Source organism: Treponema denticola (genome assembly GCF_024181645.1).
Lineage (GTDB): Bacteria > Spirochaetota > Spirochaetia > Treponematales > Treponemataceae > Treponema_B > Treponema_B denticola_A.
Map to the genome: position 1 here is coordinate 2,426,820 of NZ_CP058624.1, position 20,056 is coordinate 2,446,875.

Here is a 20,056-nt window from a genome sequence, read left to right on the forward strand (position 1 = left end):
GATCTTGTAGGTAAAAGCATATACTCAATAGCGGATATTGTCAATAGGTTATGATTATTTATGAAAAGCTTCTTCAATACGGCTTATTAACTCTTTCGAGGCTATGAATTCCATTTCGGTATCATTATCAAGCACCACCTTTAGTACAGCCGACCCTTTATGAATTCCAAGCAACACGTCTTTAACTTTTTCTTGTTTTACAATCGTGGAAACTCGCACATATCCTAAAGAAAGATTTCTATCAAGAGTATTAAGGTCAAAAAGTTCTACAATTTCTTTAGAATCTAAAATAAAATAGGCTTTTAAAATAAAGGCATCGGCTTTATTATGTAAGGTAAAATTAAAATATGCATCTGAAACATATTCTCTTTGCTTCATTTGATAAGTAAAATCGGCCATTACATGGCTTGAGGAATCTTTTTCACCCTTTAGCACCATTTTTTCGGGACGGATATAGTATTTCATATTACCTGATTCCATATAAGCCGTAATAACTTTTTCCTTCCCTGAAGGAAGGGTACTTATACATGAAGAGAACAAAACCAAAAATGATATTAAAACAAAAAAATACTTTTTCATACAATAAAAAAAACCCCACTATCAAACTAGTGAGGTTGTCGAAGCTATAATAGCCTATTCCCCTGTAACAACTGTAGTTACAATATAATAGGGGATAGCAGGACTGGCAGGATAGTCAACTCTAATGTCAACTGTTCCTACTTTTGTGATACCGCCATTTTTTGCAGCCTGAGCAATTCCGCCTTCACCTTTTATAGGGAAAGCAGCAAAAAATGCCTGAGAAGCTTCACCGGTTTTTCGTCCTACAACACCTGAAGCACCTGCAACAGGTCTTACTGTTGAACATGATGCAATTAAAACAGCAGCAAGTACAACAAACAAAACTAAAGCAATTTTTTTCATTAGTCACTCCTTAAATTATTAGTCTAATAGAGGCTTACCATTTTTTTATATTTATGTCAACATAGGGATCACTCATTATTACATATTTTTTTAAAAAATTTATCGTTTTTTGTAGTTTAAGTGACAAACAATAAGAATTATGCTAAAATATCTCGATATAAATCTTAAATACAAAATAAACTTAATAAGGGGCTTTTATGAATAAAATCTTTAAACAAATAGAAAAAATAGGCATCGTACCTGTCATCGTTTTAGACAATGAAAAAGATGCTCTTCCATTGGGGAAAGCCCTCTCTGCCGCCGGCCTTTTTTGTGCCGAAATCACATTTAGAACGGAAGCAGCCGAAAAAGCTATTCAAGTTTTTTCAAAAAACTTTCCGGATTTTCTTGTAGGAGCAGGCACGGTTCTCTCCCCGGAACAGGCCGACAAAGCTATCGCTGCAGGAGCAAAATTCATCGTAAGCCCCGGACTAAATCCTAAGGTTGTAGAGCATTGCGTTAAGTCAGGCTATCCGATAATTCCCGGAGTTTCCACCGCAGGAGAAATCGAACAGGCTATTAGCTTCGGCCTTGAAGTAGTCAAGTTTTTTCCGGCTGAGGCTGCAGGGGGCTTAAAATTTATAAAGGCTATCTCCGCACCATACCCGAATATAAAATTTATGCCGACCGGAGGAATAAACGCCCAAAATATTGCGGAATATGCGGCTTTTTCAAAGGTAATAGCCTGCGGCGGAAGCTGGATGGTTTCAAAAGAGCTTATAGCTTCAAAAGATTTTAAAAAAATAGAAGAAGAGTCTATCATTGCACTACAAACAGTAAAAGAGGCTCGTAATCCTAAAAAAAGTCCGAGCGCTTTAACTGCATTTTCATACCCAAAAACTTCAACAGAAACAAAGGCCTCAACATCAAATGAAAGCTCTTTAAGCGGAAGCATTGAAACAAACCAAGCACCCAAAGTTATAACAATGGGCGAAATAATGCTCCGCCTTTCACCCACAGGTTTTAACCGTTTTGTTCAAGCCGACGCACTGGAATTGGTTTTCGGCGGAGCGGAGGCAAACGTCGCAGTTTCTTTAGCCAACTTCGGAATGCAATCCTCATACATAACAAAACTGCCGGCCCATGAAATAGGCCAAGCTGCAGTAAACTCTTTGCGCCGATACGGGGTAGATGTTTCAGGCATAATCCGCGGAGGGAAGCGTATAGGTATCTATTTTTTAGAAAAAGGAGCCTCCCAGCGTGCCTCAAAGGTAATATATGACAGGGCTAATTCTGCCATTGCTGAGGCAGCACCAAGCGACTTTAACTGGAAAGAAATTTTTAAAGGAGCCTCATGGTTTCATTTTACGGGAATTACTCCCGCTTTAAGCAAAAATGCTGCCGAAATTTGCCTTGAAGCCTGCAAAACGGCAAGATCAATGGGTATTACCGTTTCATGCGACCTCAACTACCGCAAAAAACTTTGGACCCCCGATGAAGCAAAAGAAACAATGAGCCGCATCTGCGAATTTGTCGATATCTGTATTTCAAATGAAGAAGATGCTGAGAAGGTTTTCGGTATAACCTCAAAGAACACGGACGTAAGTTCCGGCAAGTTAAATGAAAAAGGCTACAAAGAGGTTGCTGCAAAGTTATGCAAAAAATTCGGTTTTCAAAAAGTAGGAATAACCCTGAGAGAATCCACATCAGCCAGTGAAAACAACTGGTCGGCCATGCTTTATACAAAAGGTAAAGCATATTTTAGCAAAAAATACACAATGCAGGTTGTTGACCGGCTAGGAGGCGGTGACAGTTTTGCTGCAGCCTTAATCTGTGCCGAATTAAAAGGCTTTAAACCTCAAAAACAAATCGACTTTGCTTCAGCCGCCTCTTGCTTAAAACACTCTATAAACGGCGACTTTAACCAAGTTTCTTTTGATGAAGTTTTAACTCTTGCCCAAGGAGATGCATCGGGAAGGGTGCAGCGGTAGGGGGATAGGAAAAGCGTAAACTGAGGCGGGTGGTGGGTAATTTTATTTTTCCATACTTTGAGCATGAGATTTTGCATTATTAACAAAAGTTTTTAAATCCATTTTGTCAAAATATTCTCTTTGCCATTTTGTATAATCGAATCGTTCCCTTCGTACAGCAGCAATAAAGTATTCTGCTTCAACGACACCCATTGTTTCTATCAGACATTCCATACCACGAGAGAGAAGCTCTATCGTAGTCGGCGGTACAATCATTTCAGTCATCATTTTTATTACCTCCATTTAATAAATCTATGAATTCTATCGGATTAAGTAATTTTAAAGTATCGCTTTTATATTTCAACATACCTTTATCCGTGCTCAAAAGATAGTCACATTTCATCATTTCAGCACAAACTATGTGACAAGAATCCTTCATCTTTACTCCCGTTGCCATCACTATTTCTGCCTTTGTAATGACTTCTTCCGATTTTTCACTACAGACATAATCAGAAACATTGTCGTTTAAAAAATTCTTTATGGCAGTTTTTCTATCCATATAGGGATTACAAGAATTTTCATAATCTAAAATAAACGAAGAAGCTAGTTCCAGATGTTTTTCTTTTATAAGCAACTGAACAAGCAACTTTGCCTGTGTTTCAAGTGAAATCGACAAATAATTTTGGTCGTCATATGGCCGATTGTAACAACAGTTATCAAGATAAACTTTCATGGTCATAATTATATCACATTTTGAAAATTCTTGCACTATATTAAATTGAACGTTATCTGGTGTCCGCCATTTTTCTAGAATAAAGTCTGATAATATAGAAAATTATTATATCTCGTATCGAAATTCCTTTTTTCAAATTTTACTATCTATTGCAAACTTTTCGTACAATAATTATGAAAGGGGGAAAATTTTTTCTTTTAAATAATTTTATTGGAGCAAAAAATGAAAAAATTGTTTAAACTAACTCTCCGCAACGACTATGCTTTTAAGCGCGTATTCGGAGCGGAGGAAAATAAAGATGTTCTACAGGACTTACTGCAATGTATCCTAGACATTCCGCCTGAAACAATCGCGGGCTTGGAACTTCTCGATAAGGAGTTTCATAAGGAGCTTTTAAGTGAAAAGCTAGGTATTTTGGATATCAAGTTAAGGCTAAAAGACGGAACTTTTGTCGATATTGAAATTCAAAACAACTGGCATTTTGATTTTCCTGAAAGAACCCTATATTATTGGTCTAAGATGTATAATGAAAACATAAAACAAGGTCAAGACTATTGTAAAATTTTTAGCCGAATGTTATTATAATAATGGGAATACAATTTAATATATCAAAAGTTAAGAAGGGGTTTCCAAAGGGAACTCCCTTTGGCAGACGGAAAAGATAGGAGGGGTTATAGGGGAGGAAAGAAAACCTGTTCTGTCGGGTTGTCTTTCCTCCCCTAATTGATTGGGAGGTGAGAGAAGTGTTAGCAGAAAATTCAGAGATAATGAAAAAAGCAAATGCCGCTATTTCTGTAATGGAAATGAGTCCTAAAGATAAATGGCTATATGATTCCCGTATGAAATATGAACATGACAGGGCTTCATGTATAAGTGAAGGTTATCGGCAGGGTATTGAAAAAGGAATGTTGCAAGGTGAAATAAAGGGTATTGAAAAGGGTGCATACCAAACCAAGCTTGAAACGGCAAAAAATTTGCTTGCAATGAATTTTCCCATTCAAAATATTGTAAAAGCTACAGGTTTAAGCATTAAAGAAGTAGAGGCTCTATAATCAGGGGTAGGAGCCCCGTCCCTTACGGGCTTTTCAAGTCAGAGCAGGGTTTAGCCTTGAAGCTTTGCTGCTATACAGAAATCCATGCTCATTAGAAATTTTCATGTTTTTATTCTACATGCACAAAGAGTATTTATATAATACTTGCTTAACCTGCATTTGCGACTTGTCCGCAATGTCGGCGTTGAAACGGGTGTTATATGTTGCTTACTATTCAATTTGTATTTCTGCAATACAAGTATCGGAATAACGGTTTCCTTTATATAATTCTACAGTTTGAATATAAATGTCGGAAGAAAGCGGAATATCGAAAAACACGAAATCTTTTGAATGCATGTCTTTTAACTCAAAAAGCTTACAATTAATATCTATTTTTCTGATACGATTATTACTTGCATAGAGATTTTGAGTTTTTACAAACCCATTTATGATACCGACTCGTTTTATTTTTTTATCACTCACTATCGAAATACTAATATCATCATCTTCACTCTTTTCTACATAAGCTGTCTCAGGATTTTTATCAAATGCATTTTGAATTGTATATAAAAACGGACGTTTCTCATCAATCAATGTGCTGTCGCAATGTACCGTTTTATACTCTTTCAATTCTACTTGCGCGATAGTATCTGTTATACTATTACTTTTTTCTATCCTTTTAAGAATATCCGATAATTTATAAAAATATGCAACTCCTTCACCTGGTACTTTAATAGTTTCTTCTGAATCATCTTCCTCATCAGCATAGAATTCGGTTTTGTCTTTTGTTTGGTGCATGATAATTTCAAATTCGCCCTTCTCTTGAATGACAGAATAATTTGAATATATATGTTCATCAGATCCGTGAATCGTTTCCTCTATCAATTGTTCTTTATGCAAATAAGAAGAATCCAAGATGTAAAGTCTGTTTTTGTATGCAAGACAAAAAATCTGCAAATAGTTAAAAACAAAAGTTCCATACGAGTGATTATCGGTAAATAAAAACCTATAAAAAACAAATGAATTATGGACTTCCTTATAAATGCCATGTTCTACCAAAGAAGAGTCTGAAAAAAAATGAAATTTATTTGCAAAAGCAAGCACCTCCGAATAGGAATCTTTTATTATGGATTCACTTTCTTTTGAGATTTTTTGAATCGCCTGATAGTTTTCACCAAAAAGGATTCTTCGCTCGTCATAACTTTGTGAAAATAAATTCATACACAAAAATCCAATCAATAAGATTAATAAACAGTTCTTTTTCATTTTTCCCCCTTCCGGCAATAGTTTATTTTTCTACTAAAATGTCTATATTTCAAACAAGCAGCTCTCCGAGCTGTCCGTATAATACATATTAAACATGTCCTCATAAATATACCCCAAAAACCTATTTTTTCAAGCTATTAACCTAATAATTTTAGATATTCTGTTTGTAATTAGACATATTAAAAACATATCATCTTCGCAGTCTTAACCCCCTTTGCGGTCAAACATCGCAACTTCTCAAATTTCTCCATATCCGACTGGATTTTTCACAAAAAAAGATGTATAATTATAGTGTTATGAAGAAAATACAGAAAACATTTTTTGCAATTTCATTTACTCTTTTTGTGATGGCGGCGGGATTTGCTGCAGATTTTACATGGCTCGGAATTAGTGCAACATGGAAGGATCAAAACAACTGGATTCGGTCGGGGTCTATTCCTCCCAGCCATCCGGGATATCCCTCTACTTCTTCCGATACTGCGATTATAATTTCTAACGGACAAGCTCCTGTCCTTAACACTTCCATACCTATAAATTTAAATTCACTTAAAATTAATTCAGGTTCTCTTAACATAACAGGAAACACAAGCCTAACCCTTTCCGGCAATTTCACACATAACGGAGGAACATTTAGTGCAGGGCCTAACACCACCGTAACCTTTAACGGCAGCAACTCCAAAATAACAGGTACAGGCAGTTCGGAACCGCTGTTTGGGAATCTGACGGTAGCTGCAAACCCTGCAAAGTTAGAACTTGAAAAAAATATTAAGATTGCCGGCACATTTACAAAAAACGGCGGTTTTTATGCAAACAATAATACAACCGTTACTTTTACCAATTCGACTTCAACAATAACTGCTCCTGTTAATTCGGAACCAACGTTTTGGAACCTTACGATAGCGGGCAGTGCAGGATTACAACTTGGGAGCAATATTAAAGTTGCAGGGACGTTTACAAATAACGGAAGTTTTACTCACAACGGCAAAGCGGTAACCTTTGTCGGATTCGGATCTGAAATTACAGGCACCGCAACCGAAACGGAATTTTCAACGTTGGCAATAGATAAAAGAGAATTGCCTGCGCCACCGCCTTACAACAAGGTAACACTTGCGGATGGCAAAAAAATAAAAATTAAAGTTTTTAAAAATATATATAAGGGAACCTTTAATGCAGGAAGCGGTACAGAAATAACTGTTACAGAAGAATTTGATAATACTGACGGAACCTTTGAACCAAAAACATCTACGGTTAAACTTATACCTTCCGGCAATACCGTAACAATTACAGGCACCGGCAATGCGACCGACACTAAATTTTATAAACTTAAGCTGATAAACGGCGGAAATAAAACGCTTAAAATAAAAAACAAAATCTCAGTAGCGGAAAAAGGTCTTGAACTAGAAGGAGGTACTGCTTCTCCTCCAAGTAAAGATCCTCTTACGGTATCTCCGGAAAGTGCCGGAGAGATTAACTTTTACACTCCTCCCACGCCTATAACAGGCACCCCTCCCAAAGGAAAATATTTAACGGTAGAAGCCGGTATTCCAATAGCCGGAGGAACATATACTGTAGTCCAGAGCAAACCTCAAGGAACCCCGTCTGCTAATTGGATATTTGAAGATTGCCTTATTAATATGACGTGGACAGGAGGAAATTCAACACAAAACTGGAACGATTACGCAAACTGGTCTCCAAATGGAATCCCCGGTATCCATACACCCGTTACCATTCAGACAACAAGCCGTTATCCCAAACTTACAGCGAACGTATCTGCCGAATCCGTTACGGTGAATTCGGGAGCGGAACTTGACTTGACTCATTATACCATAAAAAAAGGCCCCCTTACAGCAAAACTTACCAATGATGGTACTATTAAAATGACGGGCAGCGGAGATCAGTTGAGCTGGTTCAGTGCGGGAAATGCCGATAACATAACACTCGGAAACACATCCACTGTTGAATATTACGACGCCCCCCCTTCCAATGCAAACATTTGGGCTGGCCCTTACGAAAATCTGAAAGTAAGCGGTACAAGACAAAATCTTAGAGCTTTGTCTATAACCGTAAACAAAGACTTTACCGTTGCCTCTCCTTCTTTCGCTCAAGCGGCAGGAACCTTCATCTTTAACGGGTCTTCAACTATAGGCGGAACAGGAACGATAAGCTTTTACAACCTGACCGTAGCAAGCAGTAAGAGTGTAACCCTTAATAAAGATATAGCAGTCGGCGGAGCATTTATAAATAACAACGGAGCAACGTTTAATGCAAATGATAAAAATATAACCTTCGGCGGTAATTTCACAAATGACGGTGCCTTTACGCCGGGTTCCAATACCGTAACCTTTAACGGTTCCTCCACCATAGGCGGAAGCGGTGCGATAAGCTTTAACAACTTGAGCGTAGCAAGCGGTAAAAGTGTAACCCTTAATAAAGATATAACAGTCGGCGGAGCCTTTATAAATAGCAGCGGAGCAACGTTTAATGCAAGTACTTATAATATAACTCTGAACAGCATCTTTTCCAACAGCGGCACTTTTAATTCCACAGATGGTACAAATAACTCATTTACATTTAACGGCTCTTTTACCAACAGCGGAACTTTCAATGCCAATGCTGACAACATAACTTTTACCGGCACAACCTTTACCAACAGCGGCACCTTTGCTGCCGGAACAAACAATACCGTCATACTGACTAATGGCGCGGATCATACGATTACAGGTACCGGCAATGCGGGCAATACAAAGTTTCATAATCTAAGCCTTACAGGTGCAGGCGGGAAAACGCTTACGATAAACGGAAAGATTAGCGTCAACGGAATCTTAAAACTGGAGGGAACAAGTGCCGGCAGTCTGCTCACCATAGCAGGCGGCACCAATAGTCCAGGTATTAAACTTTCGGCAGATCAAACGGGTAATGGTAGATGGCTTAATGTACACACAAATATACCGATGATTCCGGAAAGTGGCGGTAAAACTTATACCGTAACGGAAAGCAAGGATCACGAAGTTTCCGGTTTTCTTATTTCCGACGGTCATCCTAAAAACTGGATTTTTAGCAGCTATGCCGGACCTATGACTTGGAAGGGAAATCATTCGAGCAACTGGAGCGACTGGCAAAACTGGCGGCCCTACGGAATACCCGGCGTAAAATCTGATGTAACAATTCCTCAAAAAGAGGCAGCTGCTCACTATCCCAAACTTACAGCGAACGTGTCTGCAAAATCCGTTACGGTGAATTCGGGAGCGGACCTTGACTTAGATGGATATCTTATCAACACAACCGGAGGCACAGCAAAACTTATCAATAAGGGGCATCTGAAACTTACGGGTACCGCAGGCCAAAAAAACTGGTTTGAAAATGCTAATGATGCAAATAAAATGACCGTTGAGGCAAACTCCATCGTTGAATATTATGCCGGCTCAGCTGATGATATTTGGGCAGGCCCCTACGAAAATCTAAAAGTAAGCGGAGGAAAAACAAGCTTTACAACGGGAAATTTGATAGTAAATAAAGCTTTTACCGTTGATACCACAGGAAGTTTTACCGTTAATGCAGATTCACAAAATTATAAAGGTGCTGTAGAGTTAAAAAAAGAAACTACTTTTAAGTCCGATTTACCTGTAGGAACTATATTTGAAAATAACTTAAACACTTTTGGAAATTCTATCACTTTTGATGGAAACGGTGCAATAAAAACAAGAGATATTATGCTCGCTCTAGGTTCAGGTACTATCACCGTCAAAGAAGGCACTGGAGGTTGGACTTCTATAGGGCAGATTACTGTAAAAGATATAATTGTAAAAAGAAACTGGACTTCTACAGGCAATATTACCGCATCCGGAGATATTACAGCCGATAACACCGCTCATACTAATACATGGACAAGCACCTTCGGAGATATAAAAGTTAAAGGCAACCTGACCGCCGCAAGATTTAATCAAACAGCCGGAACTCTTACCTTTAATGGTACGGGAACACCCGAGCAGGAGCTTAAGTTTACCGGTGCCGGTAATAAAAATATCAATCATCTTGCAATCAATTCCTCTGCCAAGGTAAAACTCGGTTCGAATATTACGATTCAGGGCAATTTTACCAACAGCGGAACCTTTGACGCAACAACAGCTCCCGGATATACCATAACACTGACTAATGGCGCGGATCATACGATTACAGGCAATACGGCAGCAGGGTCTATAGGTACACAAAACAACACCGACTTCCACAACCTCGTCTGTATTAATGCGGGCGGAAAACATATTAGATTTGACAAAAAGATTTCCGTACACGGTAATTTAACCTTGCAAGGATCGAGCATAAATAACGTGCTTAATATATCGGGAACAAATAATAATGCCGAAATTTATGTCAAGTCAAATCAGGGAACCGCCTTAGGCTATGAATGTAAGTGGCTTGGTGTTGCTACAAATCTTCCGATAAAATCTCTGACTTCTTCTACGTATACCTGTACCACTGACGAAAGTAAGCCTACCGGAAATACTAATGATATAGAAGCCGGAAAACCTGAAAACTGGATTTTCACAAATGTATATGAATTAAGATGGACAGGTGAGGCTAACGATAATAACTGGAATAATCCAAATAACTGGAGACCCAGAACTTCTCATGCCCCTAAACCAACTCAATTTGCAACAGTGCGTGCAGTCGCAGCCGGTAACCACCCCATATTGGGAAGCGGAGATTATTATGCGAAAAAAGTAGAAGTTGTAGGCACCGCAACCCTCGATCTAGCCGATAAACTTATATACTCAAATACGGCAAAAACTGCAACCGCAGAACTTACCGCTAAAGGCACCCTCAGACTCAAAGGTACAGATGATCAAAAAACCTGGTTTGAACATTCTAATTCTTCAAACAGAATGACAATAACCCAAAATTCTACGGTTGAATATTACAGTGCACCGCCAACAATAAAGCTATGGGGCGGAGGTACCGACGGCTATAATAAATTGATTTTAAATAATATAGGAACCTGCACAACACAAAACAGTAATTTAACAGTAAACGGAGAGCTTACTGTTAAAAGCTCCAATGTTACCATCAATAGCGGCGGAGGTACTCAAACTTATAATGGAGCAATAAATGCTACAGGAAAAGATATTACTCTCGAAGGTTCAACAATAGCCACAAAACACAATATTACAGCAAATAAAATTAAGGTACTAGGAGACTGGAACTCCAACAGCGGTACTATAACAGCCGGCACAGACATAGAAGCAGCTAAATGGACTTCTGCAGACGGAGTTATAACTAATGCCGGAAATAATATTACCGTTACGGGAGCTTGGGACTCTAAAGGCTCCACCATTACAGCGAATAACATTGAAGCAAAAAAAAATTGGGACTCTTCGGGGAATGTTACGTCAAACGGTAATATCAAAGTTGATAATGGTTATTTATGGAAGCCCACAGCTGGAGACATAAAACTTAAAGGCAACCTAACCGCCGGTAAATTTAATCAAACAGGCGGCACTCTTACCTTTAACGGTTCAACTGATCAGAACCTGCACTTTACGGGCAGCGGCGAGAAAAATATTTTTAATCTTATAATCAACACTTCTGCAAAGGTAAAATTACTTTCTCCTGTTACCATTGAAAATAACTTTACTAATAAAGGAACCTTTGATGCAGACACACACACAGTAAAACTAAGTAATAATGATCATACGGTTAAAAACATTGGCTCTGCCAATACAAAATTCAGCAACCTTGAGTGTACAACAAGTACTACCTCAAAAACTCTTAACATAAGCGGCAAAATTTCTGTAACCGGAGATTTAATTCTCTCCGGAGCAAACGGAGAGCCATTAACAATTAACGGCTCTAATAGTGCCGAAATTCATCTAAGCAACAGCCACGATTTGGATTCTTCAAATAATGCAAAAGGAAATTATCTAAAAATCTATACAGGCAATGTAAAAATTCGGCCGGAAGGTAAATATTATGTTGTAAAAAACAGCAAAGATGATAGCGGCTCAACAATTAGTAAAAACGGCTGGATATTTTATAAAGATAGTCTGCAAATAGTAAATTCCTTTGCTAAACCCAATGATAACCATATCTATCTTTTGTTTGATGACGACAGCTTATCTACAGAAGAATTTCATAGTTTAAAAGCTTTAAGCTATTCCTTGCAAATTACAGACGGCGTAACAACTTATACATCTAATCTGCAAACAGTCAACAAGGAACCAAGTTCATATATACCTTCCGGACATTCTTTATGGAAGATTCAACTTGACGGAACTCAAAAATTTAATCCTGATGATATTCTTAAATCCGCCTATCAGGTATCTTTAAATTATTTCGGTACACTTAAACACAAAGCCCAAATCTCTGATATCGGAATCGGAATGGTAGAACCTTTGACGGCTTCTAACTCGATAGTTTTACGTAACTTTAATGCCGGTGATAATGACCCGGCCTTACCTACACTTGATGTTAGAGTACTCGCCGAAAAAGCACCTTCTTCTTCCAATGTTATCTTGCATTTTTTCTCAAAAAACTCTGCGGAGCATAAATTTTGGCATCCCGATACTATACCATCACCACCCGGCTCTTTTGCAAATCCTCAGGCAGGCACAACAAATTATTCTCCTACATTGAATGGTAACCTTATAACCTCCATCATCCCATCAACTGATCCTTCCTTAAAAGAAGGAAAGGTGGGGCAGTTTATGTATGTCTATAATAATTGGCTTCCCTGTGCAAGACTCCGAAATCCAAACGATATCCTTTCCTTCGATGTCTGGAATTTTAAAATTGTAGGAGTACGAATGCAAAAGGGCGGCGTGTCAATCTTTGACAATGTTGTAAATCCTCACAAGGGGCAGTCTGCCACAATAGCTGCGCACCTAAAAAAATCGGGAATGCTTACAATTCAGATTATGACATTGGACGGCAACATAGTACGCACTTTGACCCGTTCTCACCACAGTGCAGGTGACCACTTTTATCTATGGGACGGAAGAAACAATGGCGGAAATCCGGTTGCAAGCGGTATGTATTTTGTCAGAATTGCCGGCCCCGATATAGATGAAGTGAGAAAAATTCTGATTATTAAATAAAAAAAGGCCTAAAAACGGCAGTTTAGACTGCCGTTTTCTAAGCCCTAAAAAATCAATTTTTAAACTTTTTTAATTATAAAAACAAACAGGATTTATCTGAATTTATTTTGCAAATCTCTCGCCGAATTCTTTACACTTATCTTTTCCGGCGGCAGTGGGTGCGTCATAGATAATCAAGCCTTCTTCAAATAAGTCGGCGCCCTTATCCTTAGACCTTGCTTCCCAGTTCCTCATCCATTCTCCGCCCGAACCTTCACCGGCCCATTCATATGAACCGAACAAGGCAATTTTTTTGCCGGACAATTTTCCTTCAATAGAAGCAAAGAAGGGTTCAAATTCATCCGGCTCAAGCTCTTCGGCTCCCATTGCGGGGCATCCGAATGCAATCTTGTCATAATCATCAATGCTTTTTGATCCGAATTCCGAAACGGTAAAAAGAGAAGCATCCGCTCCGCCAGCCTTTAAGCCTTCAAGAACAGACTCAGCCATCGACTGAGTATTTCCAGTTCCGCTCCAATAAATAACAGCGATTTTTGCCATAAAAAAACCTCCAATGGTTAAAAAATTAATTAAAGATTAAGCACTCAACAAATCGTAAAGTCTTAATCCTTTTTCTATCTGCAAAGCAAAATGCTTTTTGCATTCATTATATTGCTCAAAGGTTTCGGCGGCTTTTTCGGCATCGGCATAAACCTTCCAATAACCCGAAAAAATACAGCCCTCTCCATGACGCTTGTAATACTCCAAAACATCGTATACGGGATAGCCCAAAAAAAGCCCTATCTCATGCGGAAAAGAGCAGCACCTTTTACAATGCCTGTCTGCCTGCGAGCTGTGCATTCTGGAAGCTAAAAGATCAAGCATATCTTCCAAACTCATCCCCGGCTCATACCCGAACATTAATAAAGCAGCTTGTACCCTTTCTTCTTTAATCAAAGCCTCAAGAGTATCTTTTTTATACAGAAGAATCTGTACGCCCCGTTCACAGGCACACAGCACTTTTAGGAAGAACCCCTTAGCTTCAAGCAAATCCTTATCAAGCAAAAAAAACTGCTTAAAATCCTCTGCCGAAATAGAAAATAAATTTGAGGGTTTAATCCCTGCCAAACAGGGAGCACAAGAATAAGCTAAATTATATTCGATGTTAGCAATACTCAACATAAACCTATTTAAGCACAGATTTCAAATAATGTCAACTATTGCTTACTAAATATTTATCAAATTATAGACTTAATATTTTAAATTTTACTATTAAATACAAATACTCTCTACAATAATTATGAAAAGGGGAAAAGTTTTTCTTCTTATTAAATAATTTTATTGGAGTTAAATATGAAAAAATTGTTTAAACTAACCCTCCGTAACGACTTCGCTTTTAAGCGTGTATTCGGAGTTGAGGAAAACAAGGATGTTCTACAGGATTTATTGGAATGTATCTTAGACATTCCGCCTGAAACAATCGCGGGCTTGGAACTTCTCGATAAGGAGTTTCATAAGGAGCTTTTAACTGAAAAGCTAGGTATTTTGGATATCAAGTTAAGGCTAAAAGACGGAACCTTTGTCGACATTGAAATTCAAAACAGTTGGTATTTTGATTTTCCTGAAAGAACCTTGTATTATTGGTCTAAGATGTATAATGAAAACATAAAACAAGGTCAAGACTATACAAAACTGCCAAAGTGTATTACAATAAACTTGGTAGGAAAAGGCTTTAATAAAAATAAGCGTTTGCACAACAAGTATCTTGTTCTTGAACAAGATACAAAAGAGCCTTTAGTTTCAAAACTTGAGATTCATATATTGAACCTTGAAAAGGCAAGGCTCTTAAAAGAAGGTCAATATAAAAATAATAAAACAAAACGCTTATTAAACTGGCTGAAATTTATCGAAACTGATGATCCGGAGGTAAGAAAAATGTTAGAACAAGAATCGCCTATGATGAGAAAGGCAAATACAACGATAGAAGTAATGGAAATGAGCCCTAAAGATAAATGGCTTTATGATTCCCGTATGAAATACGAGCATGACAGGGCATCATGTATAAATGAAGGCTATCAACGAGGTCTTGATAAAGGGGCCTATCAAAAAGCTCTTGAAACGGCTAAGGCTTTTAAGCAGTTCGGCTTTGATATCAATAAAATAGCCGAAGGAACAGGGCTTCCTGTTGAAGAAATAGAAGCCCTATAAGAATATCCCTTTGCCGCAGTTAAATTACAGCTCAACCTTTTTATTGAATAACCAACTTGTAGCCGCAAAAAAACCGGCTGAAATAAGCATGGTCATAATTACCGTAACCAAATGAACCGGCATCGGCTGGATATTTACAAAGGCATCATATTGGGAAGACATAAGTCTTAGGTCTATGTATTGCACAAGATCCCACCTTGTACTTAAATACGTACCTAATGCTATGATTCTCTCAAAAATTAAAATAAATAGAATGATTGCAACAATTTGAGCGGCCATCTTTTTTCTTATAAAAGAACGGGTTAAAGCCTTAACAAACATAAAAGCCGTTCCCACAAGTAAAAATGATGAAACCAATAATAAAACGCCGTAAAGAAAGGGAAGAAAATTCTGTGCAAATATTTGATAGAATATATCTCCCAAAACCGATATAAGAGTTTGTCCGGCAGTTCCATAAAAAACGGCTTGCTGGGCTCCGATTACTATAAAAAATATGCCGGCGATAAGAGCGTATATTAAATATTCTACAAAACCTGCGAGAATTCGGCCTCCCAGTATAGCCTCGCTTCTTATAGGGATGGTGAGCATAAGGTAGTTGGTATCCTTGTACAAAAGCTCATCTATGTGCCCGTTACTGCATGTAAAAAACATTACAATGGGTATAAAGGCAAGGGCAAAAAAAGTTAGTCCCAGCCAAAGGTTTCCCGTCGTTCCCATTGACCAGAAGGGCGTTTTAAAGATGCCTAACAGAATCATTGACCCGATTGCCAATACAGCCATAGTTCCGCTTAAAATTAAAATAGTATTCAGTCTTCGCCTTATTTCATATTTAAAAATTCTTCCCATTTTATGCTCCAAAAACATCAAGATAGATTTGATAAATAGATTTGCCTCTTGTAGTACGCAAATCTTCAGCATCGCCTTCCAAAACAATCTCGCCTTCTTTTAAAAAGGCTACGTCATTAAACACATGCTCTATATCCGAAACCAGATGAGTTGTTATTAGGATTGCACTTTCTTCGGTCCATGTTTTGATTATAGTTTTAATAATCTGCTCTCTGGCTACAGGGTCTGTGCCGCCCAGCGGTTCATCCAAAATATACAGCTTTGAAGCCCTCGAAAAGGTAAGGCTTAAATTAAGTTTTTCGATCATACCCTTCGACATAGTTTTTACGGTCTGTTTTGGCTCCAGCTTCATAAATTTAAGCATTTCCAAGGCCTTGTTTTTATCAAAATCTTCAAAAAAATCTGCATAGAAATTAATGGCATCTTCCGAAGTCATCCAAGGATATACGACATTTTTATCCGGCAAAAAGGCTACAATCTTTTTTGTATCTATGCCGAATTCTTTTCCGCACACCTTAAAATTGCCGGCAGTCGGTTTTATCAGTCCCGCAATTATTTTTAAAAAGGTTGTTTTTCCCGAACCGTTCGGCCCCAAAAGACCGTAGATTCTTCCGCTTTCTACCTTGAGACTGACATCATACAGAGCAGTTTTTTTTCCCAAGTATGTTTTTTTTAAGTGCTCCGTTTCAAGTATTATACTCATTTTTTTTCTCCAAAAAAATTATTATAGTTTTGCTTTTATAGACTCAATTATTTGCTCATCAGAAAACTTCAGATTTCTCAAACCTTCGATAGCAGGCAATATAATCTGATCTGCCATCTCTTCCGTCAATTTTCCTACCAAATCAGGCTCATTTACAACAAAACTGCCTAGGCCGCGTTTTGATTCAGTGATACCTTCGCCTTCAAGTTGCTTATATACCCTGAATATCGTATTAGGATTTACATCCATCTCAACGGACATATCGCTCATTGAAGGGATTTTATCCCCCGGTTTAAGCTCACCATAGACAATCTTACATTTGATTTTTTCGACTATTTGTAAATATATCGGGCGATTTTGATCATATATAACTTTCACAAAAAAGGACCTCCGCAAAGTTTGAGTAAAACGACTCTTCTATCTGTCTATAATACTATAATTGCTAAATTGTGTCAAGGCCTTTTAAAACATTGTCTGTTTTTTGGAAGGTCTGAATCATTCTATCCGAAAAATTCATAACGGTTGTATAAACCTGATTTGTTTTTATATTTATATCGTTAAAGGCCTTATCCAGATCCTCGCTGCTCTTTGCCATAAACGAAATATTTTTTACCACCTCGATTACCGTTTTTCCTATGCCGGCAGAGCTTTCAACCGAAGCTGCGGCCAAGCGTCCCAACTCTTCGGCTACAACGGCAAATCCCTTTCCGGCATCTCCTGCATGGGCTGCTTCGATGGCGGCATTCATACTAAGCATCTTTGTCTGCTCGGCAATACCGGCTATAACCTCCGCCATTTCCTGTATGTCCGCAATGCTCTGGTTTATATGGACAATTTTTTCGTAAGTAGATTTAAAGAGCTTATGCCCGCCCTGGAAGGTATCAACAAGCTCCTGTGCCGCCTGAGCATCTTCTTGGGCTTCTGCAGCTTCCATCTGTATATCGCTCAAAAATAATTTTACCGTTTCGCATTTCTCGCTCTTTTTTTCATCACCTTGTTTTAAAGACTCTTGCAGCTCCTTATACGATGAACCCAGCTCATTATATTTTGTTTGTAGTTCATTATAAGCGCCGTTTAACTCGTCAGACATTTCTTTTAATTCTTCATAATCGTTTTGAAGCTTGAGATAAACCGGCGAACTTTCTATAGAAACAGGCGAGTCTCCTATGCGTACAGGAGCTGTTTCTGTATAAGAGCCTTGCACTATAACCAGCTGCCGGAGGGTTTTTTCGGGCATCTCGGACGAAGAGGCTGTTGGCATAGCAGTGCTTACTAAAGCAGAGCTTATCGAAGCAGTTTTTAGCGGAGCGGCATTTACTGAAGCGGCATTTACAGAAGAAGTGTTCGGCGAAACAGTGTTTAGCGCAGCTGTACTTACCGAAGCGGTGTTTACCGAAGGACTGCTTAAACTTGGGCTTTGTGCAGACAATATTTTATCCGCAGGTCCATCAAGAGAAGGTCTTTGTACCTCGGTTTTAGGCCCGACATGAAGCCTGAGCTTTGCTTTTTTAGCCCTTTCTCTTTCTATATAAAGTTTGTATATAACCGAAGAAACAAACCATGTTAAAAATACGCCTATACCCCAGGCTAAAACAATCAATAAGACGGCAAGAGTTTTGGATTTTTTTTCCTGTTTTGTAAAGCCATCCTTATATTCCTTTTTAAGCCGTTCAAAACTGTTTTGTACGGCATCGAATTCCTTTAACACAGGCAAAAAAGTTTTTGCTGAAGAATCTCCGGTAAGTTCAAACTCCTGCCTCCAAGCCTCTATACTTTTAAAAAGTTTATCATTTGAGCTCTCATAATCATTGTATGCAAACCTTAAGTTAGAATCGTTTTTGTCGGCAGCTGAAAGTTTTTTTAAATTTTCAAAAGAATTGGCCGTTTCTTTTATCCTTGCTTTAAGGTTTTGAACCGAAAATTCCCCATCCTTGCATGCAGTTCTATACATATCCGCTTTTAAACTTGCAAGATAAAACCTATACTCAAGTAAATAATCCGTCTTGAGCTGAAAATCCGACGAAGGTTTTGCAGCAATAAAAAAAGCCGCTCCTCCTATCCCTATCGCCAAAGCAATACCGCACAAAGCAAAAACAATTTTTATGTAGTTTTTCATTCCAAGGTCCTTTACATAATCCTTAAATACCCATACATTAGAAGTATGAAAATTTTGCATACCGCCGATCTGCATTTGGGGAAAAGCCTATATGAATCTCCCCAGATAGAAAGACAGAAAAAAATGCTCGATGATATTCATAAAATTCTTCTAAAAGACGATTATGCAGCCCTTATTATTGCAGGCGATATCTACGACCGTTCTATTCCTCCTGCAGAATATGTAGCTCTCTTCGATTCATTTTTATCCGCCGTCCATAAGGATTGTCCCAATACAGCCGTGTTTATCATACCCGGAAACCATGACTCCGCCGAAAGGCTCTCCTTCGGCTCCAAAATTTTAAGCTCGAGTAATATCCACATTGCTGCAGGCATCGGCAAATTATGCTCGCCTATCATTATAGCACAAAATGGAGAAAAAGTTCAATTTTTTTTAATGCCTTTTTTACATTTAGGCTCATTTTCCGAAGAAAATTCGGAGTTAAAGTTGACATCTCAGTCCGAGATGGCTCAAGAAGCCTCCCGCCGTTTAAAAGAGGCTGTAGACCCCTCAATGCCTTCGGTCTTGGCAGCCCATATTTTTACCATAAACGGAGAAAGCTCCTCCTCTGAAAGAGCTTTTTTAGGCACTGCGGAATATGTTTCGCCCGCTCTATTCGATTTTTTTACCTATACGGCCTTGGGACACTTGCACAAAATGCAGAAAGTTACCGACAGAATGTACTATTCCGGAGCCCCCCTTACATACGCCTTTGATGAATGTTCAACCGAAAAAGTTGTCCTATCCGTAGATATAGACTGTAAAACGCAAGGCTTCCCGGTAAGGGTCGAAAAAATTCCGATTAGCCCATTGCGGAAGATGAACCGTTTAGAGGGCAGCTTTTTCGACTTTTTTAATACGGATAAATTCGATGCATATAAAGACGATTTTTTAGAAATAAATCTTACAGGTTCTGCCGTTATTCAAAGCCCTATGAGCCTTTTGCAGCAAAAATTTCCCTATCTTTTAAACCTGCATCAAGAAGCCGTCGCCGCCGAATTAAAAGACGAGGAGCAAATTCATATATTAAAAAAGAACATTGAAGACGAAGATGTCATCTTCGAAAACTTTATGCTTTTTGAAAAGGCCATAGACGAAGAGCCCTCCGCAAAAAAACAAGAGCTTTTCAAAAGCCTTTGCAGAGAGCAGTTTACATAAGAGCCATTACCGGAGGAAT

At 38.4% G+C, this 20,056-nt stretch carries 15 protein-coding genes and 1 pseudogene; 5 read left to right on the top strand and 11 right to left on the bottom strand.

The features are described 5' to 3' along the window. Positions 1-54 precede the first annotated feature (54 nt). Entirely contained in the window at positions 55-579 is a 525-nt protein-coding gene (locus HO345_RS11420) for a hypothetical protein (protein ID WP_010693829.1), read from the bottom strand. Positions 580-633: 54 nt separating this feature from the next. Next, the gene (locus tag HO345_RS11425) at positions 634-921 is read right to left on the bottom strand and encodes a TRL domain-containing protein (RefSeq protein ID WP_010693835.1); all 288 of its coding nucleotides are present in this window, start codon (positions 919-921) and stop codon (positions 634-636) included. 197 nt (positions 922-1,118) lie between these two features. Between HO345_RS11425 and HO345_RS13090 the strand changes: the two genes are divergently transcribed. Further along, positions 1,119-2,891 carry a KHG/KDPG aldolase/sugar kinase fusion protein gene (locus HO345_RS13090; protein ID WP_301338710.1) on the top strand — a complete coding sequence of 591 codons (1,773 nt, stop codon included), beginning with the start codon at positions 1,119-1,121 and terminating at the stop codon, positions 2,889-2,891. Between the two features lie 42 nt (positions 2,892-2,933). Here HO345_RS13090 and HO345_RS11440 read toward each other — a convergent pair whose 3' ends face one another. Then, positions 2,934-3,158 carry a hypothetical protein gene (locus HO345_RS11440; protein ID WP_002681036.1) on the bottom strand — a complete coding sequence of 75 codons (225 nt, stop codon included), beginning with the start codon at positions 3,156-3,158 and terminating at the stop codon, positions 2,934-2,936. Further along, positions 3,148-3,609, bottom strand: a complete 462-nt coding sequence (locus HO345_RS11445; protein WP_002692056.1) for a hypothetical protein — start codon at positions 3,607-3,609, stop codon at positions 3,148-3,150. Before HO345_RS11445 ends, HO345_RS11440 begins: the two co-directional genes overlap by 11 nt. Before the next feature lie 216 nt (positions 3,610-3,825). On the opposite strand from HO345_RS11445, the pseudogene HO345_RS13240 reads away from it, so the two are divergent. Beyond that, positions 3,826-4,655: pseudogene (locus tag HO345_RS13240) on the top strand (Rpn family recombination-promoting nuclease/putative transposase). A gap of 210 nt (positions 4,656-4,865) precedes the next feature. On the opposite strand, the gene HO345_RS11460 reads toward HO345_RS13240, so the two are convergent. Next, positions 4,866-5,900: an NADase-type glycan-binding domain-containing protein gene (locus HO345_RS11460; protein WP_253683007.1), complete on the bottom strand. Its 1,035-nt coding sequence runs from the start codon at positions 5,898-5,900 to the stop codon at positions 4,866-4,868. A gap of 296 nt (positions 5,901-6,196) precedes the next feature. On the opposite strand from HO345_RS11460, the gene HO345_RS11465 reads away from it, so the two are divergent. Next, positions 6,197-12,988 carry a FlgD immunoglobulin-like domain containing protein gene (locus tag HO345_RS11465; RefSeq protein ID WP_253683008.1) on the top strand — a complete coding sequence of 2,264 codons (6,792 nt, stop codon included), beginning with the start codon at positions 6,197-6,199 and terminating at the stop codon, positions 12,986-12,988. A gap of 102 nt (positions 12,989-13,090) precedes the next feature. On the opposite strand, the gene HO345_RS11470 is transcribed toward HO345_RS11465, so the two are convergent. Then, entirely contained in the window at positions 13,091-13,528 is a 438-nt protein-coding gene (locus HO345_RS11470) for a flavodoxin (protein ID WP_253683009.1), read from the bottom strand. A gap of 36 nt (positions 13,529-13,564) precedes the next feature. After that, positions 13,565-14,149, bottom strand: coding sequence for a DUF3793 family protein (locus tag HO345_RS11475; protein ID WP_253683010.1), 585 nt, complete (start codon positions 14,147-14,149; stop codon positions 13,565-13,567). A 171-nt stretch (positions 14,150-14,320) separates the two neighbouring features. Between HO345_RS11475 and HO345_RS11480 the strand changes: the two genes are divergently transcribed. Continuing rightward, positions 14,321-15,175: an Rpn family recombination-promoting nuclease/putative transposase gene (locus tag HO345_RS11480; protein ID WP_253683011.1), complete on the top strand. Its 855-nt coding sequence runs from the start codon at positions 14,321-14,323 to the stop codon at positions 15,173-15,175. A gap of 24 nt (positions 15,176-15,199) precedes the next feature. On the opposite strand, the gene HO345_RS11485 is transcribed toward HO345_RS11480, so the two are convergent. From HO345_RS11485 to HO345_RS13245, 4 genes are all read right to left on the bottom strand, one after another. Further along, positions 15,200-16,021: a hypothetical protein gene (locus HO345_RS11485; RefSeq protein ID WP_253683012.1), complete on the bottom strand. Its 822-nt coding sequence runs from the start codon at positions 16,019-16,021 to the stop codon at positions 15,200-15,202. A 1-nt stretch (position 16,022) separates the two neighbouring features. Beyond that, entirely contained in the window at positions 16,023-16,724 is a 702-nt protein-coding gene (locus HO345_RS11490) for an ABC transporter ATP-binding protein (RefSeq protein ID WP_253683013.1), read from the bottom strand. A 21-nt stretch (positions 16,725-16,745) separates the two neighbouring features. After that, positions 16,746-17,102, bottom strand: coding sequence for a GntR family transcriptional regulator (locus HO345_RS11495; RefSeq protein ID WP_253683014.1), 357 nt, complete (start codon positions 17,100-17,102; stop codon positions 16,746-16,748). A 64-nt stretch (positions 17,103-17,166) separates the two neighbouring features. Beyond that, on the bottom strand, positions 17,167-18,840 hold the full coding sequence (locus HO345_RS13245; protein WP_436411232.1) for a methyl-accepting chemotaxis protein: 1,674 nt from the start codon (positions 18,838-18,840) through the stop codon (positions 17,167-17,169). A 45-nt stretch (positions 18,841-18,885) separates the two neighbouring features. Between HO345_RS13245 and sbcD the strand changes: the two genes are divergently transcribed. Further along, complete coding sequence (gene sbcD / locus HO345_RS11505) at positions 18,886-20,037, top strand: exonuclease subunit SbcD (RefSeq protein ID WP_253683016.1); 1,152 nt, start codon at positions 18,886-18,888, stop codon at positions 20,035-20,037. Positions 20,038-20,056: the final 19 nt, after the last annotated feature.